The 17,144-nt window shown below is 62.1% G+C and carries 15 protein-coding genes; 10 read left to right on the forward strand and 5 right to left on the reverse strand.

The genetic code is table 11. From position 1 onward, the window contains the following. Nucleotides 1-8 precede the first annotated feature (8 nt). The 8 genes from BLW11_RS14710 to BLW11_RS14745 all read left to right on the forward strand — a co-directional run bounded on the left by BLW11_RS14710 (nucleotide 9) and on the right by BLW11_RS14745 (nucleotide 9,616). A complete protein-coding gene (locus tag BLW11_RS14710; RefSeq protein WP_048358067.1) occupies nucleotides 9-1,142 on the forward strand; it encodes an acyl-CoA dehydrogenase family protein in 1,134 nt (377 codons plus the stop codon). Continuing rightward, nucleotides 1,114-1,533, forward strand: a complete 420-nt coding sequence (locus BLW11_RS14715; RefSeq protein WP_048358066.1) for a MaoC family dehydratase — start codon at nucleotides 1,114-1,116, stop codon at nucleotides 1,531-1,533. Before BLW11_RS14710 ends, BLW11_RS14715 begins: the two co-directional genes overlap by 29 nt. Nucleotides 1,534-1,551: 18 nt before the next feature. Continuing rightward, the gene (locus BLW11_RS14720) at nucleotides 1,552-2,730 is read left to right on the forward strand and encodes a lipid-transfer protein (protein WP_048358065.1); all 1,179 of its coding nucleotides are present in this window, start codon (nucleotides 1,552-1,554) and stop codon (nucleotides 2,728-2,730) included. Nucleotide 2,731: 1 nt separating this feature from the next. Beyond that, entirely contained in the window at nucleotides 2,732-3,901 is a 1,170-nt protein-coding gene (locus BLW11_RS14725) for an acyl-CoA dehydrogenase family protein (RefSeq protein ID WP_048358064.1), read from the forward strand. 140 nt (nucleotides 3,902-4,041) lie between these two features. After that, nucleotides 4,042-5,232 carry an acyl-CoA dehydrogenase family protein gene (locus BLW11_RS14730; RefSeq protein ID WP_048358063.1) on the forward strand — a complete coding sequence of 397 codons (1,191 nt, stop codon included), beginning with the start codon at nucleotides 4,042-4,044 and terminating at the stop codon, nucleotides 5,230-5,232. 11 nt (nucleotides 5,233-5,243) lie between these two features. After that, nucleotides 5,244-6,398 carry an acyl-CoA dehydrogenase family protein gene (locus BLW11_RS14735; protein ID WP_048358062.1) on the forward strand — a complete coding sequence of 385 codons (1,155 nt, stop codon included), beginning with the start codon at nucleotides 5,244-5,246 and terminating at the stop codon, nucleotides 6,396-6,398. Nucleotides 6,399-6,435: 37 nt separating this feature from the next. Further along, nucleotides 6,436-8,124 carry a class I adenylate-forming enzyme family protein gene (locus BLW11_RS14740; protein WP_048358061.1) on the forward strand — a complete coding sequence of 563 codons (1,689 nt, stop codon included), beginning with the start codon at nucleotides 6,436-6,438 and terminating at the stop codon, nucleotides 8,122-8,124. A gap of 109 nt (nucleotides 8,125-8,233) precedes the next feature. Further along, entirely contained in the window at nucleotides 8,234-9,616 is a 1,383-nt protein-coding gene (locus BLW11_RS14745; RefSeq protein WP_241486098.1) for a DUF1329 domain-containing protein, read from the forward strand. A 60-nt stretch (nucleotides 9,617-9,676) separates the two neighbouring features. Here the strand turns inward: BLW11_RS14745 and BLW11_RS14750 are convergent, their stop codons facing one another. The 5 genes from BLW11_RS14750 to BLW11_RS14775 form a co-directional block, all read right to left on the reverse strand. After that, complete coding sequence (locus BLW11_RS14750) at nucleotides 9,677-9,979, reverse strand: addiction module antidote protein (RefSeq protein ID WP_048358059.1); 303 nt, start codon at nucleotides 9,977-9,979, stop codon at nucleotides 9,677-9,679. A gap of 482 nt (nucleotides 9,980-10,461) precedes the next feature. Beyond that, a complete protein-coding gene (locus BLW11_RS14760) occupies nucleotides 10,462-10,815 on the reverse strand; it encodes a VOC family protein (protein WP_048358058.1) in 354 nt (117 codons plus the stop codon). 252 nt (nucleotides 10,816-11,067) lie between these two features. Next, nucleotides 11,068-13,197: an oxidoreductase gene (locus tag BLW11_RS14765; protein ID WP_048358057.1), complete on the reverse strand. Its 2,130-nt coding sequence runs from the start codon at nucleotides 13,195-13,197 to the stop codon at nucleotides 11,068-11,070. Between the two features lie 85 nt (nucleotides 13,198-13,282). Further along, the gene (locus BLW11_RS14770; protein ID WP_048358056.1) at nucleotides 13,283-14,110 is read right to left on the reverse strand and encodes an alpha/beta fold hydrolase; all 828 of its coding nucleotides are present in this window, start codon (nucleotides 14,108-14,110) and stop codon (nucleotides 13,283-13,285) included. A 17-nt stretch (nucleotides 14,111-14,127) separates the two neighbouring features. Then, a complete protein-coding gene (locus BLW11_RS14775) occupies nucleotides 14,128-15,459 on the reverse strand; it encodes a spinster family MFS transporter (RefSeq protein ID WP_048358055.1) in 1,332 nt (443 codons plus the stop codon). A 479-nt stretch (nucleotides 15,460-15,938) separates the two neighbouring features. On the opposite strand from BLW11_RS14775, the gene BLW11_RS24005 reads away from it, so the two are divergent. Together BLW11_RS24005 and BLW11_RS14785 are read left to right on the forward strand one after the other, a co-directional pair. After that, nucleotides 15,939-16,112 (forward strand): hypothetical protein, encoded by a 174-nt coding sequence (locus tag BLW11_RS24005; protein WP_157395861.1) that lies wholly within the window; start codon nucleotides 15,939-15,941, stop codon nucleotides 16,110-16,112. 273 nt (nucleotides 16,113-16,385) lie between these two features. Then, the gene (locus tag BLW11_RS14785) at nucleotides 16,386-17,120 is read left to right on the forward strand and encodes an SDR family NAD(P)-dependent oxidoreductase (protein ID WP_048358053.1); all 735 of its coding nucleotides are present in this window, start codon (nucleotides 16,386-16,388) and stop codon (nucleotides 17,118-17,120) included. The last annotated feature ends 24 nt before the right edge of the window (nucleotides 17,121-17,144 follow it).

Below are 17,144 nucleotides of genomic sequence, written 5' to 3' on the forward strand. Positions count from 1 at the left end.
AAGCCAGCATGGATTTCGAATTTACCGAAGACCAGGTCGCCATCTCTGAAATGGCCGGCAGTGTGTTTGCCGACTATTGCACCGATGACCGCCTGCGCCAGTTCGACACCAGCGAACAGGCCTTTATGGAACCGCTGTGGCAGCTGTGCGTGGAAACCGGCCTGCAAGCCCTGGCCATCCCTGAAGCCCAGGGCGGCAGCGGGCTGGGCATGACCGAGCTGATGCGGGTGCTGGAGGCTCAAGGACGGGCGCTGGGCCAGGTACCGTTGTGGCGCCATCAACTGGCGGCCGCCACGTTGGCGCAGTTTGCCGATCCGTCCTTGAAGGCGTGGGCGGTGGACGCGGCAGCGGGCAGGGCGATGCTCAGCCTGGACCTGAGCGGTCTGAACAACGCACAGGGTATTGAGTTGCACGCCGTCGCGGCTGGCGGTGGGTGGCGCGTCGATGGCCGGGTTGCTGCTTTGGCCCTGGCCGAGCAGTCGCAGGCGGCCTTGCTGCTGGTGACCGCCGAGGGGCAGCCCCGTCTGGCCCTGGTCGAGCTGGCAAACAAGGCGATCGAGCACGTGCCGGGCCGCATGACCCACGGCGAAGCAATTGCAGATTTACGCATCGCCGCGCTGCAGATCACTCCTGAGCAACTGCTCCCGGCATCTGCCCTGAGTTGGCTGGAACCGCGCGCCATCGCCTCGTTGGCAGCGTTGCAGCTGGGGGTCAGTACCGTGCAAATCCGTCGCACCGTGGAGTACGTCACTGAGCGTCGCCAGTTCGAACGCAGCATCGGCAGCTTTCAGGCCGTGCAGATGAGCATGGCCAACGCCCATATCGCCCTCGAAGCCTTGCGCAGCTGCCTGTGGCAGTTGTGCTATCGCCTGGACGCGGGCTTGCCTGCACCGAGCGAAGCACTGGCCACGGCCTGGCAGGCCTGTGAAGCGGGGCACCTGATCGGGCACAACGCCCAGCACGTACACGGCGGTATCGGCGTCGACCTGACGTACCCGATGCATCGCTTTCTCTACTGGAGCCGCGCTTTGGGCTGTGCCCTGGGTGGATCGGCAGCAAGCCTTGAACGCCTCGGCGACTGGCTGAGCCATAACGACAAGCTGGGATGGAAATATGACCTTGCAGAACACCAAGCGCTTTGACGACGTGCGCCCCGGCGAAACCCTGCCGGAGCTGGCGATCCCGATCACCGTGGGCCTGGTCACCGGCGGCGCTATCGCCACCCGCGACTATTTTCCCGGCCACCATGACCTGAACGCGGCCCAGGCACTGGGCTCGCCGCACATTTTCATGAACATCCTCACCACCAACGGGCTGGTGCAGCATTATGTCGAAAACTGGGCCGGCCCCGAGGCACGTTTTGCCTCGTTGAAGATCAAGCTCGGCGCGCCGAATTACCCCGGCGACTGCATGACTTTCAATGGCGCGGTTACGGGCCAGGACGCCGCCACCCGCACGGTGGAAATCACCCTCAGCGGCAAAAATTCCATGGGCAACCACGTGACCGGTACGGTCGCGCTGGTTCTGCCCTGATAGCGGGAGACAGCACACATGACGCAATCGTCACTTTCCGGCAGCGCGGCCATTGTTGGCCTGGGCGCGACCGAATTCTCCAAGAACTCCGGCCGTACCGAGCTGCGCCTGGCGCTGGAAGCCACGCTGGCGGCGTTGAAAGACGCCGGTATCGACCCGTCCGAGGTTGAGGGTTTCAGCTCGTACTCGGTGGACAAAGTCCCGGAATACGAGATCGCCCGCTTGCTGGGTTGCAAGGACGTCAAATTCTTCTCCCAGGTGCCCCACGGTGGCGGCGCAGCCTGTGCGCCGATCATGCACGCGGCCATGGCCGTGGCTACCGGTGTGGCCAAAGTGGTGGTGGTGTACCGGGCCATGAACGAGCGTTCGTGGTATCGCTTCGGCAGCGGCAGTTACGGCTTTGCTTCCACGCCGATCTTCGAGAACGTCAACTACGGCTGGTACATGCCCCACGGCCTGCATACGCCGGCGTCATGGGTCGGCATGTTTGCCCAGCGCTACATGCACACCTACGGCGCCACCTCTGAAGACTTTGGTCGCGTGGCCGTGGCGGTACGTGATTTTGCCGCCACCAACCCGGCGGCGTTCTTCTACGGCAAGCCGATCACCCTGGAAGAACACCAGGCTTCGCGCTGGATCTGCGAGCCGCTGCACTTGCTCGATTGCTGCCAGGAGTCCGATGGTGCGGTGGCGATGGTGATTACTTCGGCCGAGCGCGCCAAGGACTTGCGCCAGAAGCCGGTGATGATCAAGGCCGGCTCCCAGGGGATCACCTCGGGCCAGCAGATCATGACCTCGTTCTACCGCGACGACATCACCGGCCTGCCGGAGATGGGCGTGGTTGCCAAAGAGCTGTATCGCCAGTCGGGCCTGGGCCCCGAGGCGCTGCAAACCGCGGTGATTTACGACCACTTCACCCCGTTTGTGCTGCCGCAACTCGAAGAGTTCGGCCTGTGCGAGCGCGGCGAAGCCAAGGAATTCATCCGCGCCGGGCACCATGCCCGTGGCGGCAAGTTCCCGATCAATACCCACGGCGGGCAGTTGGGCGAGGCCTATATCCACGGCATGAATGGCGTGGCTGAAGCGGTACGTCAAGTACGCGGCAGCGCGGTCAACCAGGTCGATAACGTGGAAAACGTGCTGGTGACGGCCGGTACCGGCGTGCCAACCAGCGGCCTGATTCTGGGAGCAGCCTGACATGTTCGTCGACCTCACACCCGAACAGCACGCCCTGCGCCTCAAGGTGCGGGACTACTTCCAAAACCTGATGACCCCGCAGCTGCGTGAGCAATTGCGCGGTAAAGAGGGCGGCGAACTGTACCGCGACACCATCCGCCAGATGGGCCGCGACGGCTGGCTGGCGGTGGGCTGGCCCAAGGAACACGGCGGTCAGGGCTACGGCCCCACCGAGCAATTTATCTTCTTTGAAGAAGCGAACATTGCCGGGGCACCGCTGCCGTTTGTGACCATCAGCACCGTTGGGCCTGCGCTCATGGCCCATGGTACCGAACTGCAAAAGGCCAAATTCTTGCCAGGCATCGCTGCGGGCGAAATCATCTTCGCCATCGGTTATTCCGAGCAGGATGCCGGCAGCGACCTGGCCGTGCTCAAAACCACGGCCCGCCTTGAAGGCGACGAGTTTGTGGTCAATGGCAGCAAGCTGTGGACCTCGGGCGCCGAGTCGGCCGATTACATCTGGCTGGCTGCGCGTACCGACCCGGAGCGGCCACGGCACAAGGGTGTGTCGATCCTGATTCTCGACACCCAGGCGCCAGGTTTCTCGACCACGGTGATCCCGACCACCAGCAACCCGACTGCGGCCACGTATTACGACAACGTGCGGGTACCTGCGCAGATGCTGGTGGGCGAGTTGCATGGCGGCTGGAAGCTGATCACCGCGCAACTGAACCACGAACGTCTGGGCCTGGGCGCCTGGTCGGACAAGGTTGTCGGGCTGTTTGGCCGGGTGCTGGCGTGGGCCAGGGCGGCGGATGAAAGCGGCGTTCGGGCCACTGACAAAGCCTGGGTTCGCGCCGGGCTGGCGCAGTGCTACGCGCGGCTTGAAGCCATGCGCCTGATCAACCTGCGCATTGCGGCCGACCTTGAGCGTGAGCGCATGGATGTAGCGCTGGCCTCGACCACCAAGGTGTATGGCTCGGAATCGGCGATCGAGATTTTGCGTGTGTTGAGCAACATCGTCGGTGCCAATGGCCTGGTGCGTGGCGGTTCGGCGGCGTCCTTGCTGCAGGGGGATCTGGAGTACGAAGTCCGCGCCTCGGTGACCCTGACCTTTGGCGGCGGCACCAACGAAATCCAGCGCGAGTTGATTGCCCAATTCGGCCTGGGCATGCCGCGTACCCAACGCTAACCATTGCCGACAACTGTAGCCGCTGACGAGGTACGAGGCTGCGACAAGGGCCGCAGGCCCTTCAAAGCCACCGGGGCCGCTGCGCAGCCCGTCGCAGCCTCGTACCTCGGCAGCGGCTACAAGAACTGAAAGGTAGAGAAATGAACGCGATTGACCAGTTCAGAGAGCAAACCCGCGATTGGCTTGAAGCCAATTGCCCGCCGTCGCAGCGCAAGGCCATCCCTGAAGGCGAGTTGGTGTGGGGCGCGAACGATGTCGAGTTTCCCAATGCAGACGCTCAAGTGTGGTTTGAGCGCATGCGCGACAAGGGCTGGTTCTGCCCGGACTGGCCAGCCGAATACGGCGGCGCCGGCCTGAGCGCCGAATACAACGCCGTGCTGGAAAGCGAACTGCGCCGGCTCAAGTGTCGCCCGCCGCAAATCAACCTGGGCATCTGGATGCTGGGCCCGGTGCTGCTGGAGTTCGGTACCGAAGAGCAGAAGAAAAGCCTGCTGACCCCGATGACGCGCGGTGAAGTGCGCTGGTGCCAGGGTTTCTCCGAGCCCAATGCCGGGTCTGACCTGGCCAGCCTGAAAACCTCGGCCCGCGATGCGGGCGATCACTTTGTGGTCGACGGCAGCAAGATCTGGACCTCCTACGGCGACAAGTCGGACTGGATGTACGCCCTGGTGCGCACTGATCCAAAAGCCGGCAAACACGCGGGTATCAGCCTGATCGTGCTGGACATGAAAAGCCCCGGTGTCAGCGTGGCCCCGATTGACCTGATCAGCGGCAAATCCGCTTTCTGCCAGGTGTTTTTCGATGGCGTCAAAGTCCCTAAAAGCCAGCTGATTGGCCCACTGCATGGTGGCTGGAACCTGGCCAAGCGCCTGTTGCAGCACGAACGCAAGGCCATGTCCAAGTTCGGCGAGTTCAGCCTGCCGACTCACTTCCACCTGTTGCCGCTGGTCAGCCAGTACCTGCCCGAGCCTGTGGGGCAGGGCGAGCAAGCGCTGGTGGCGCGGGCCGTCGCCAGTGCAATGAACGAACACAGTTACAACCTGACCGTGCAGCGCATGGGTGAAGAAGCCCGCGCCGGGCAAGACGTCAGCGGGCTGATGTCGATCATGAAACTGGTGCACACCGAACAGGAACGCGACAAGTTCGAAGTGCTACTGGACGTTATGGGTTATCACGCGCTGGGCTGGGACAAGGGCGCTTTCAGTCCTCAGGAACAGGCCATCACCCGCGGCTGGTTGAACAGTTTTGCCCTGACGATCTCTGGCGGCGCGTCAGAAATCCAGCTCAACGTGATCGCCAAGCGGGTCCTCGGCCTGCCTGACGTGAAGTAAGGAAACCCACCATGAACCTGCTCTATAACGAAGATCAACGGATGCTGGCCGACAGTGCCCGCGAGTTTCTGGCGGCGCGCAGCCCGGTGGCCCACCAGCGTGCCTTGCGCGATGAGCCCCAGGCCAACGGCTTTGACACCCGGCTGTGGCAAGACGCGGTGGCGTTGGGCTGGAGCGCGATTCCGTTCCCCGAAAACCTCGGCGGGCTGGACTTTGGCTGCATGGGCCTGGGCCCTATTTTTGAGTCCATCGGCTGTAACCTCAGCGCCTCACCGCTGCTCTCCAGCGTGGTGCTCAGCGGCTCCTTGCTACACCTGCAGGGCAATGCACAGCAGCAGGATCGCTGGCTGTCGGCGGCCATCAGTGGCGAACGCCGCCTGGCTCTGGCCCTGGACGAACGACCACGGCACAACCCGGCACAGGTGACCTTGCACGCCATGCCCAAGGGCGATGGCTACAGCCTGAGCGGTGACAAGTATTTCGTCATTGACGGGGTGGGTGCCGACGGTTTTCTGGTGGCGGCACAGACGGACGCCACGGCGTCTTCGCAGGCGGGCATCAGCCTGTTTCTGGTGCCGGCCGGTGCGCCGGGCCTGAGCGTTATCCCGTTGCCGCTGATCGATTCGCGCAACCATGCGCGTCTGCATCTGGAGCAGGTACAGGTCGGGGCCGATGCATTGCTCGGCACTGCCGGGTCTGCCGGCCCGGCGCTGAATATCGCCCTGGATCGCGGGCGCGTGTGCCTGGCGGCCGAGATGCTGGGCATGGCCGAAAAACTCTTCGAAATGACCCTCGACTACCTCAAGACCCGTGTCCAGTTTGATGTGGCCATCGGCACCTTCCAGTCGCTGCAACACCGCGCGGCCCAGTTGTATGTGGAACTGGCCCTGGCGCGCAGCGCCGTGATGGCCGGTCTGGCAGCGCTGGACGACACAGGCCTGAGTGAGGTCGAGCGTCAGCGTCTGGCCAGTCTGGCGAAGTGGAAGGCAGGCCTGATGGCGCTCAAGGTGGTCAATGAGGCGGTGCAAATGCACGGCGGCATTGGTGTTACTGACGAGTTGGATGTGGGGCTTTACCTCAAGCGTATCCGGGTGGCCCAGGCTTGCCTGGGCGATGCCGATTACCACTGCGAGCGCTATGGAGCCCTGGAGCTCGTGCACGCTTGAGCCTGTAGCGAACTGTTCGAGTCCGGAGAATAACAAGATGAAACTTGAGCAATGGCAGAGCGCATGGCAGCAGTTGGTTGGTGCCGGTTCGCCTTTTGAAGTGCTGACACCTGAAGGTGGCGGGGCGAAGTATTTTCGCCATACCGCCCCGAGTGTGTGGGCAGCAATTGACAGTGGCCGCGTACATGCTGACCGCGAATTTCTGGTGTGGGAGCAGCAGCGGCTCACGTTCAGCCAGTTTTTCGATCAGGTGGATCGCCTGGCCGGGCAAATGGTTGAGCGGTTTGGCCTGCGCAAAGGTGATCGTGTGGCGATTGCCATGCGCAACCAGCCGGCCTGGCTGGTGGCGTTTGCCGCCATTCAGCGCTGCGGTGCGGTGTGCGTGCCGCTCAATAGCTGGGGGCTGCGTGATGAGCTGTTCCATGGTTTGCAGGACAGCGGGGCGAGTTTGCTGCTGTGCGACGAGCCGCGCTTGCAACTGCTGATCAACGACCTGCGTGAGCAGGGGCTGGCGACCATTGTGGTGGGCATGAGCGCAGGCGCGCCGCTGGATGAGCATTGCCGGCGTCTGGAAGACCTGCTGGCCGCACCGTTAATCAGCGCCCCTGTGCAGAAAGTCAGTGCCAGTGACCCGGCCATGATCCTCTACACCTCGGGCACTACCAGCCTGGCCAAGGGCGTGCTGTCGACCCATGGCGCGGTGTGCCAGGCACTGGTGGCGCTGGAGTTTCAGGGTGCGTTTTGCGCGCTCAGCTCGCCAGAACGCATCAGCGTGGTGATCAACAGCGGCTATGCCCCCACCACGTTGATGGCGGTGCCGCTGTTCCATGTCAGCGGTCTGCATGCACAGTTTTTACTGGCCTTGCGCAGTGGTCGGCGCTTGCTTCTGATGTACAAGTGGGACGTGGAAAAAGCCTTCGACCTGATCCGCGATGAACAGTGCACCCAATTCAATGGCGCGCCGGTGATGATGCAGCAACTGCTGACCTCTCCACGTTTTGGCAGCGCCGACACCGTCAGCCTGTTTGGTCTGGGCCTGGGGGGCGCGGCACCGTCCAGCAGCCTGCTGGCCCACCTCACACAGCGCAAACCCGAAGCGGTCGGTGGCAGTGGCTATGGCCTGACCGAAAGCAACGGGATCTGTGCGGCGATTGGCGGTGATCAGTTTGTTTACAAGCCGGCATCGGCCGGCTGGCCCTTGCCGATTGTTGACGTGCGCATCGGCGACAGCCCGGACCGGCCGTTGCCCAGCGGGGTCAGCGGGTTGATCTGGTTGCGTTCTCCCACCCTGATGAGTGCGTACTGGAACCTGCCTGAAGCCAGCGCCCAGACCTTGCAAGAGGGTTGGCTCGACACCGGCGATATCGGCTTGCTGGACGACGAAGGCTTCCTCTACATCACGGATCGCGCCAAGGACCTGATCAATCGCGGTGGCGAAAAAATCTCCGCGGCCGAAGTCGAGTCCTGCGCCTGTGAAATGCCCGGCGTGATCGAAGCAGCGGCCTTTGCAGTACCTGACGATGTGCTGGGCGAGGTGGTGTTTCTGGTGGTGCGTGGCGACCCGGTTTCGACCCCGGGCAGCGAAGCGGTGCGCAGCTTTATCGGGCAGCGTCTGGCCAGCTTCAAGGTCCCGGCGCAGATCCATGTCCAGCACACGCCGTTTGCCCGCAATGCCTCGGGAAAAATGCTCAAAAGCTTGCTCAAAGAGTTGTTGGTAACGGCCTGAGGGGGCTGCTCGAGCCCCCTCTAGTCTTTGTGGACGATGTACTCGCCTGTAGATGGCGAAGAATGGACGCATACCCCTCAGCAAGCCTTATTCGCGTAGGAGGCAATACATGAAAATAACAAGAACAGGCGTAATGCTCGCAGCCGCCATGGCCGTCAATGTGGTCGCCATCGGTAGCGCATCGGCTCAGGTTTCGCCCGCAGAAGCGGCCAAACTGGGCAAAGAGCTGACCTGTGTCGGGGCAGAACAGGCGGGTAACGCAGCGGGCACCATCCCGCCGTATACCGGCAAGTACCTGGGCGAAGTACCGGGCTGGAACCACGTTAAATTCTCGGGTGACCAACCGGTTGATCCTTATGCTGCCGAGAAGCCGATCCTGGTGATCACGGCGCAAAACATGGCCCAGTACGAAGACAAACTCACCGAAGGCCAGAAAGCGCTGCTCAAGCGTTATCCGACCACCTACAAGATGAACATCTACCCGGGCCACCGTGATTTCCGCTACCCGGACTACGTGTGCCGCCGCGCCATGAGCAATGCCCTGAACGCCAAGCTGGTCAACGATGGCATGGGCATTGAAGGGTTGGGCCAGGTACCGTTCCCGATCCCGAAAAGCGGTATGGAAGTGTTGTGGAACCACCAGCTTCCGGCCCGTGCCTGGACTGAAGAAAAAACCAGTGACCTGGCGTCCGTGTTGCCCAACGGCAGCATTGGCTGGGGCCGTGCTTATGCACGGGGTTTGTCGCAGGCCAACTCGCCGACGGTGGAGCCTAAAACTGAAGACAAGATTCAGGCCATGGGCAACAATACGACCCTTAAACCGGCGCGTGACAACGGCGTGATCAGCATCTCCCACGAACCCTACGACTTCCAGACCAACCCGCGTCAGGCCTGGAGCTACAGCCCGTCCACCCGCCGCGTTCGGTTGCTGCCGGGCTACGGTTATGACCAGCCGATGATCGGCACCAACGGCACCATGACCGTCGACGAAGACCGTTTGTTCAACGGCTCGCCGGAGCGTTTTACCTGGAAACTGATCGGCAAGCGTGAAATCTACAGCCCGGCCAACGCCTACAAAGCCAACGCCGGCACTGTCAAATACGCCGACATGCTGACCCCCAACCACCCCAATCCAGACCTGATGCGCTATGAACTGCGTCGCGTGTGGGTGGTGGAAGCCGACCTGAAAGAAGGCTACCGCCACGTGTACGGCAAGCGCGTGCTGTTTGTCGATGAAGACACTTGGAACTCGGTGATGGCCGACAACTACGACGCCCGTGGGCAGTTGTGGAAACACGCCATGATCAACTACTACTACCACCCGGACATGAGCGGCTGGCAGGCGGGTTCGCAGTTCTTCATGGACTTGAACTCGGGGCAGTACACCGGCTACGGCATGACCAACGAAGCGAAGAAAGGTCCGATCCTCAACGAAGGCAAATTCACCCCGGACCAGTACACCGCCGATGCGGCACGGGCGATGGGGCGCTAAGCGGTTAAACCTTGCATGTAACAGCAAAAGCCCTGTCGGTTAACGACGGGGCTTTTTTTGTCAGGTCAGAGAGGCAAACGTCATTCCGGTGGCATGCACTACCTGGCGCATGGTTCGCAGCGTCGGATTGCCTTTGGGGGAGAGGGCGCGGTACAGGCTTTCGCGGGACAGCCCGGCTTTTTCGGCAATCTCTGCCATACCGCCTCGCGCCTCAACCACGTGGCGCAATGCGGTCAGAAAACTGGCCTGGCCACCGTCTGCATCCAGTTCCTCGAAGGCGATGCGCAGGTATTCGACGGCAAATTCAGGATCTTGACGGATCATTTCGATCACTGACTCGTCATGGCTTTTGGTTCTGTTCATGGCATCCTCTTTTGATATTCGTTCCAGCAGCGCATGGCTCTTCGAAGCTCCCACACGCCGCTACCCAAGGGTTTGCAATCACCCAAGGCCCCAGCAGAAAGCCGGTTCACCCTGACGGTGATACGTGCTTTGGCTGATCGGTCTTTAAGGTGGTCCAACCATTGCTGATAATGGTCACAGCCCGTTTCGCTGACGTAATGTCTTATCTCAATCATAATGAATGTAGCTTTTAGGCTACTTCTGATCAATGGCACTTAACCGCAAATTGCGGCTGTTCGTCTTAAGAGACCCACATCCAATGTGGTAGAGGGTGACTGCTGAGAGTTAGAGGGGTGGTGTTTCGAGGGGCAATTCAGACAAATCGCAAGATTGTGCAGGGTGTTTACTTAAGTTCGAGTTACGGGGCTGCAGTTGGCCCCGGTATTGAAACGAGTCATTACCGGGGTCAAGGGAGGAGGGCTTTGCAAGAGGAGAGTGAGTCGTTATGCCTGCGTCCAGACCGCCAGTTCATAACCGTCCAGGTCCGTGAAGTGGAAGCGGCTGCCGCCCGGGAAGCTGAATTCAGGGCGGGTGATCTGCCCGCCTGCGGTGATGATTGCCTGTTGCGCCTGCGCCAGGTCATCTGCGTACAGGATGATCAACGGGCCACCCGGGCGTACCGCCTCGCCGGTGGTGAAACCGCCGTTCAGGCGGCCATCGCTGAATTCGCTGTAAGCGGGGCCATAGTCAGTGAAGGTCCAGCCAAATACCGCGCCATAGAATGCTTTGCTGCGGGCAATGTCGTGGACGTTGAATTCGAGGTTGTCGATTTTGTTGTGGCGGTTGTCTGTGGTCACGGGTCGCTCCTTGTGTCCGTGGAATATAGATAAGCCAACCCGTGTCCGCCACCCGAATGCCTTTTCCGCTGCGGTGAATCAAGACCGCCTTTGCCTGCCTCACTTTCGTAGAAAAGGACGAATAAGCCAGAAGGTCCCTGTGCCTTCAACGGTGGGAGCGAGCCTGCTCGCGAAGGAATCAAGAACGCCGTAGGGTTACGGCTTTCGCGAGCAGGCTCGCTCCCGCAGAAGCGCGGCGCGGCTCAAGTGTTTTCAGGCCTCGCGCCCGGCCTTGTGCCCTGCACTGATGGCGCCTTCGATGTAGCCGATGCTCTGGCAGTCGCCAATGCTGGTGGCGGTCAACCCGGCGCGGGTCAGTTCGTCCAGCAGGTCGGTATTGGGTTGTGCGCCGATGGCCAGTACCACCGAGTCGGCCTGGCTCTCTGCGGTTTGCCCATCCGCCAATTGATAACGCACGCAATGGCCGTCAATGGCGGTCACGGTGGCGCCGGTGATCAACTGGCCGCCGTGCACGCGGATCTCATGCAGCACCCGCCAGCGCCGCACGATGGCCAGTTCGCGGCCCAGGTGGGTGCCGCTTTCCAGCACGCATACCTGACGCCCGCGAGCGATCAAAAATTCCGCCAGTTCCAGGCCCACCAGCCCGCCACCAATGATGGTCACGCGCTTGCCCAGAGGCATCCATACCCGAGACAGTTTTTCCATGGCTTCACGGCTGTCGGTGATGCCGGTCAGGCTGCCGGCTTTCATCAGGGCGCGCTGGGTGAAGGACAGTTTGCGCCTGGCGATTTCATCGGCGCGGTCGCCGGTCATCAGGCGTCGCAGTTCGTCGCCGCTCCACACGTGGTCCTGGTCAGCGCCGGGGATCGCCGGTGCCGCACGCTCGGCGCCTACGGCCACCAGCACCTGATCGGCCCCCAGATCACGGAGCAGGGCGGGGCTGGCCTGGGTGTTCAAGCGGATATCAATGGAAGACTGCTGCACCTGAACCTTGAGGTTGTCCAGCAGGCGGGCGTTTTCGGCGTAGGCCAGGCCGGCAAAGAACAGCGTGCCGCCCAAGCGGTCGCTGCGCTCCAGCAAGGTCACGCGGTGCCCGCGCAAGGCAGCAACCCGTGCCGCTTCCATCCCGGCAGGCCCGGCACCGACCACCACCAGGTGCCTGGGGCTGGCTGTCGGGCCGATCACGTATTCGAATTCATGGCCGGTCATGGGGTTAACCGCGCACTTGACCCGTTCGTTGACGAAGATCTGGCTGACGCACACGTAGCAGTAAATGCACGGGCGGATGCTGGACTCCTGGTCGTTGAGCAGTTTGTTCGGCAGCTCGGGGTCGGCCAGCAGTTTGCGGGCCATGGCGATAAAGTCGCAGTCGCCGCGCTTGAGGGCGGCTTCACCGGCATCCGGTTCGATGCGCCCTACGGCGATCACAGGCACTTGCACGCTGCGTTTGATCGCGCCAGTCCACTCGATAAACCCGCTTGGCTGGTGCACCAGTGGGGCCTCGGTAAACACCGCGCCATTGGTGATACGGGCACTGGCCGATACGCTGACGGCATCCACCCCTGCCGCTTCGGCCATGCGCGCCACAGCCTTGGCGTCTTCCAGGTTGATGCCGCCGGGGGTGTGCAGTTCTTCTGCGTCCAGGCGCAGCCACAGGGCAAATTCGTTGCCGACCTTGGCGCGTACCGCGGCAATGATCTCCAGCAGCAGCCGGGCACGGTTTTCCAGCGAGCCGCCGTACCCGTCTTCGCGCTGGTTGTAATAGCCCGACAGGAAGCCGGCAATGATGTAGCCATGGGCCGCGTGCAGCTCTACGCCGTCGAAACCGGCGCGTTGGGCGCGCTCGGCGGCACAGGCGAACCAGTCGATCATCTGCGTGATGTCATCGCTGTCCATCACGCGGACCGGTGAGCCTTCGGCGCGGCGCTTCATGGAGCTGACAAAGTTGGCCAGCTCTTCGGGGGTCAGTGCGGCCATCATGTCGCTTTGCAGTACGGGCGGTACCGATGGCACCCACAGTTGCCGACCTTCGGCCATGTCACGCACTGAGGTCTTGCCGGCGTGCTGCAACTGCATGGCGATTTTGGCGCCGTGCTGGTGGACACGCTCGGCGAGGCGGCTCAGCCCCGGGATAAAGTCATCGCTCGACACCCCGACCTGGAACGGCTCGGCCGTCCCGGCCGGGAACGCCACCGAGCATACGCCCATGATCAGCAGCCCCGCACCGCCACGGGCGCGGGCCTCGTAATAGGCTTGAATCCGTTCGCCACAATGGCCATCGGCTTCGGCGAAGTTGGAGCCCATGGGCGCCATGATGATGCGGTTGCGCAGCGCCATGGAGCCAATGCGACCGGGTGCCAGCAACTGAGGGAATTTTGTCATTGTTATTTCAGCCCGAGCGTGTGTCTGGAAGGGGATACGGCCGCCCGCAGGCAGCCGTTGGTCATGCGTGTTCAGGGCGCTGCATTCAGCTGCGCAAAAATTCCAGGCACGCCTTGTTGAAGAGTTCGCGGTGTTCAACCTGCACCCAGTGCCCGCAGCGGTTGAGCATGATAAAGCGCGCATTCGGGGCGTGGTTCAATACTTTAAGCGCGCCACTGGCCGGGTTGAAATTGTCGTCGGTGCCCCAGAAACCCAGGATGGGTGCTTGCAGCTCTTCGAGGCGCTCGGTCATGTTCGGCACCATCATGGTGGTGAACAGGTTGCGCGGCTGGTGTACGGCCACGGCGACACGTTCGGCCAGCAGGCTGTCGTCCAGCTGTGAGCTGTCGAACAGTTGCAGGCTCATGATCCGGCGCATTTGCTCGATGCCCAGGGGGCCGGCGTTGTACAGCTCGACCATGCGTTGAATGCCGACCATCTTGAAGTAGGTTTCACGGTCTTCAACGCCGCCGGGGGCCATCAGGATCAGTTTTTCGACGCGCTCGGGTTCGGCCAGCGCCAGGCCCAGGGCAATGGCGCCGCCCAGGGAGTTGCCGAGCAAGGTCGCACGCTTGACCCCGACAGCCTTGAGAAACCCCGACATGGCGCTGACAAAGAAGTCCAGGTTGTACTGGGCATCTTCAGGCTTGTCGGAGCGGCCGAAGCCCGGCAAATCCACTACCAGGTTGCGAAACCCGGCGGCAACAAACTGCGGGTAGTTGCCTTTGAAGTTGCTGTAGCCGCTGGCGCCCGGGCCGCTGCCGTGCAGCCACAACACGACCGGGCCGCTGCCTTCATCGAGAAAGTGCAGGCGCAGGCCGCTGTCCAGTGTCACAAAGTGGCCGATGGGCAGGGGAAGGTCTTGTTCGGTCATCACTCAATCTCCAAAAGTCAGGCAGTGGCCGCGTCGGCCAGCGGTGCTGGGGGCGTGGTCTTATTCATCAGGTGGTTGCGATAGCGCGGCAAGGCCATGGCCAGAAAGACAGACGCCAGCACCAGCAGCGAGACGCAGGAGGCCAGGGCATAGCGCAGGCCTTCGTTGCCCAGGGTGTGGGCAAAGCCGTCACTGAGCATGCCGATCAGCAACGGGCCAACACCGACGCCGAGCAGGGTCATGGACATCACGAAAATCGCGGTGGCCTGCGCCAGTCGGGTGGCCGGGAACAGATGGGAAATGGCGCCCAGGCACGGCGTTGCCCACCAGGTTCCGAAGAAACTGAACACGCCGTAGAACAGGAAGGCGGTCGGCACGGGCGTGCTGCCCACATAGAACGCGGTGCCCACCGGCCACAGGAAGTACGCCAGCGCGAACGGGATGCTGATCAGGGTGCCCAGCAGCGGTACGCCTATTTGCCAGCCCTTGTCACGGCGCGCCAGGCGGTCGCACAAAATGCCGCAGGTCAGGGTGCCGAACGTGGCCCCGGCGCCGCCTGCGACCCCGGCCAGCAGCCCGGCGTCCTGCAGGCTCAGGCCGTGGGAGCGGATAAGAAAGCTTGGGCTCCAGGTGCCGATGGCATACCCGGCAATGGCGGCAGAGCCGCCGGTGAGCACAATCCAGAGAAAGGACGGGGTCTGGAACAGCTCCCGAACCGTGACGGCCCAGTGGGCTTGCGCCACTTGATTGGCGTTGACCAGCATGGCGGGTTTGGGCGCGCGCACGGTGAGCAGCAAGAGCAGCCCGAGGAAGATCCCCGGTGCGCCGATCACGATAAATGCGAAACGCCAGCCGTAGTGCTGAGCGATCCAGCCGCCCAGGCCCAGCCCGAAAATCGCCCCCAGACTTGAGCCGAGCATCAGGACCGACAAGGCGGTTGAGCGGCGTTCCGGCGGGTACAGGTCCGAGACCATGGCCATGGACGGCGCGGTGCCGCCGGCTTCGCCGATGGCCACCCCGATGCGGGCGATCACCAGCATCGTGAAGCTGGCGGCAAAGCCGCAGAAAATGGTCATTACGCTCCAGGCGATACAGCTGAACGCGATGACTTTTTTACGGCCGATACGGTCAGACAGGCGCCCCAGCGGAAAGCCGAAAATGGTGTAGAAGACCGCAAAGGTCACGCCTGAAAGCAGCCCGATACCGGTGTCGGAAATGCCGAACTCGGCTTTTACCGGCTCGATCAAAATGGCCATCAGCAGCCGGTCGATGTAGTTGAAGATATAGATGGCAGCCAGAACGCCTAATGCGTAATGAGTTCGCCAGGTGGGGCGCAAGGGTATGGACACGGCGGGCTCTCCCGGTTTTTGTTCTAGTGAATCCGTTATTCCATGAAGTGCGTGGCGGGTACATCGTCCATTTAGACCAGCCGGTCATATTGCAGTAACCGGTCGGATAGTCGCTGAGGATATCTGCGAGGCGCGCAACTCATGATCTGTAGCCGCTGACGAGCTCCGCGAGGCTGCGATCGGCGGCGAAGCCGTCGTAAACCCGGCGTTCACGGTTTATCAGGCATACCGCGTGTACCGGTTTTGCGACCGCTGCGCGCTCGATCGCAGCCTCGTTCTACTCGTCAGCGGCTACACGGCGGGTATGTGGTGAGATCTGTAGCCGCTGACGAGCTCCGCGAGGCTGCGTCCGGCGGCGAAGCCGTCGTAAAACCGGCTTTCAGGGTTTATCAGGCATACCGCGTGCACCGTTTTTACGACCGCTTCGCGCTCGATCGCAGCCTCGTTCTTCTCGTCAGCGGCTACAAAGCGGGTATGTGGTGAAATCTGTAGCCGCTGACGAGCTCCGCGAGGCTGCGATCGGCGGCGAAGCCGTCGTAAAGCCGGCTTTCACGGTTTATCAGGCATACCGCGTGTACCGGCTTTACGACCGCTTCGCGCTCGATCGCAGCCTCGTTCTACTCGTCAGCGGCTACACGGCGGGTATGTGGTGAAATCTGTAGCCGCTGACGAGCTCCGCGAGGCTGCGTCCGGCGGCGAAGCCGTCGTAAAGCCGGCTTTCAGGGTTTATCAGGCAGACCGCGTGTACCAGTTTTACGACCGCTACGCGCTCGATCGCAGCCTCGTTCTACTCGTCAGCGGCTACAAGGCGGTGGGCTGCTTAGTCCCATCGGACGATGTTCAGCTTTTTCCTCCAGTCAATGATTGCTCCCATACACCGCCCGGTGCTTACGGGCGGGCCGTAATCGGGCAGGTGGGAGAACGATATGAAGTTGCTGAATAAAGTGGCGTTTGTAACGGGCGCAGGTCAAGGCATGGGGCGGGCGATTGTTCGTCATTTTGCCGAGCAGGGTGCAAAGGTTGTCGCAGCCGACATCAACCTGGAAGCCGCACGCCAAAGCATTGAAGGGCTGGGCGACAACGCTCTTGCCATCAGCTGCAACGTCGCCGACAGCGATTCTGTCGCCACCGCGATGGCCGCCGTTCACGCGCACTTCGGTAGCCTCGATGTGCTGGTCAATAACGCAGGCATCGGTTCGATTGACGCGTTCGCCCAAACCCCGGACGAGAACTGGCAGCGAGTCATCGGCGTCAACCTCACCGGTACGTTCTTCTGCAGTCGTGAAGCCGTAAAACTGATGCTTCAGGCCGCCACCCCCGGCGTGGTGATCAACATCTCCAGCACCGCCGCCCTGACCGGTGAAGGTCCAAGCCATTACTGCGCAGCCAAGGCCGGCGTGATGGGCCTGACCCGCAGCATGGCCCGCGAACTGGCCGGCAACGGCATCCGCGTCAACACCATCGTTCCCGGTCCGACCAACACCCCGATGATGGCCGACATCCCGGAAGACTGGATGCAAAGCATGCTCAAGGCCATCCCTCTGGGTCGCATGGGTGAAACCGATGAAATCGCTCGCGTAGCTGCCTTCCTGGCCAGTGATGATGCGGCATTCATTACAGGGCAAAACCTCGCGGTCAACGGCGGCATGGCGTTTATCTAAACGCCGGGCACAGCAATGGGAGAG

The sequence above is a fragment of the Pseudomonas deceptionensis genome, assembly GCF_900106095.1.
Lineage (GTDB): Bacteria > Pseudomonadota > Gammaproteobacteria > Pseudomonadales > Pseudomonadaceae > Aquipseudomonas > Aquipseudomonas deceptionensis.

Excerpts from the sequence above, each read along its gene's own strand:
- BLW11_RS14710 (WP_048358067.1), top strand. The coding sequence starts at position 9 with ATGGATTTCGAATTTACCGAAGACCAGGTCGCCATCTCTGAAATGGCC.
- BLW11_RS14715 (WP_048358066.1), top strand. The coding sequence starts at position 1,114 with ATGACCTTGCAGAACACCAAGCGCTTTGACGACGTGCGCCCCGGCGAA.
- BLW11_RS14720 (WP_048358065.1), top strand. The coding sequence starts at position 1,552 with ATGACGCAATCGTCACTTTCCGGCAGCGCGGCCATTGTTGGCCTGGGC.
- BLW11_RS14725 (WP_048358064.1), top strand. The coding sequence starts at position 2,732 with ATGTTCGTCGACCTCACACCCGAACAGCACGCCCTGCGCCTCAAGGTG.
- BLW11_RS14730 (WP_048358063.1), top strand. The coding sequence starts at position 4,042 with ATGAACGCGATTGACCAGTTCAGAGAGCAAACCCGCGATTGGCTTGAA.
- BLW11_RS14735 (WP_048358062.1), top strand. The coding sequence starts at position 5,244 with ATGAACCTGCTCTATAACGAAGATCAACGGATGCTGGCCGACAGTGCC.
- BLW11_RS14740 (WP_048358061.1), top strand. The coding sequence starts at position 6,436 with ATGAAACTTGAGCAATGGCAGAGCGCATGGCAGCAGTTGGTTGGTGCC.
- BLW11_RS14745 (WP_241486098.1), top strand. The coding sequence starts at position 8,234 with ATGAAAATAACAAGAACAGGCGTAATGCTCGCAGCCGCCATGGCCGTC.
- BLW11_RS14750 (WP_048358059.1), bottom strand. The coding sequence starts at position 9,979 with ATGAACAGAACCAAAAGCCATGACGAGTCAGTGATCGAAATGATCCGT.
- BLW11_RS14765 (WP_048358057.1), bottom strand. The coding sequence starts at position 13,197 with ATGACAAAATTCCCTCAGTTGCTGGCACCCGGTCGCATTGGCTCCATG.
- BLW11_RS14770 (WP_048358056.1), bottom strand. The coding sequence starts at position 14,110 with ATGACCGAACAAGACCTTCCCCTGCCCATCGGCCACTTTGTGACACTG.
- BLW11_RS14785 (WP_048358053.1), top strand. The coding sequence starts at position 16,386 with ATGAAGTTGCTGAATAAAGTGGCGTTTGTAACGGGCGCAGGTCAAGGC.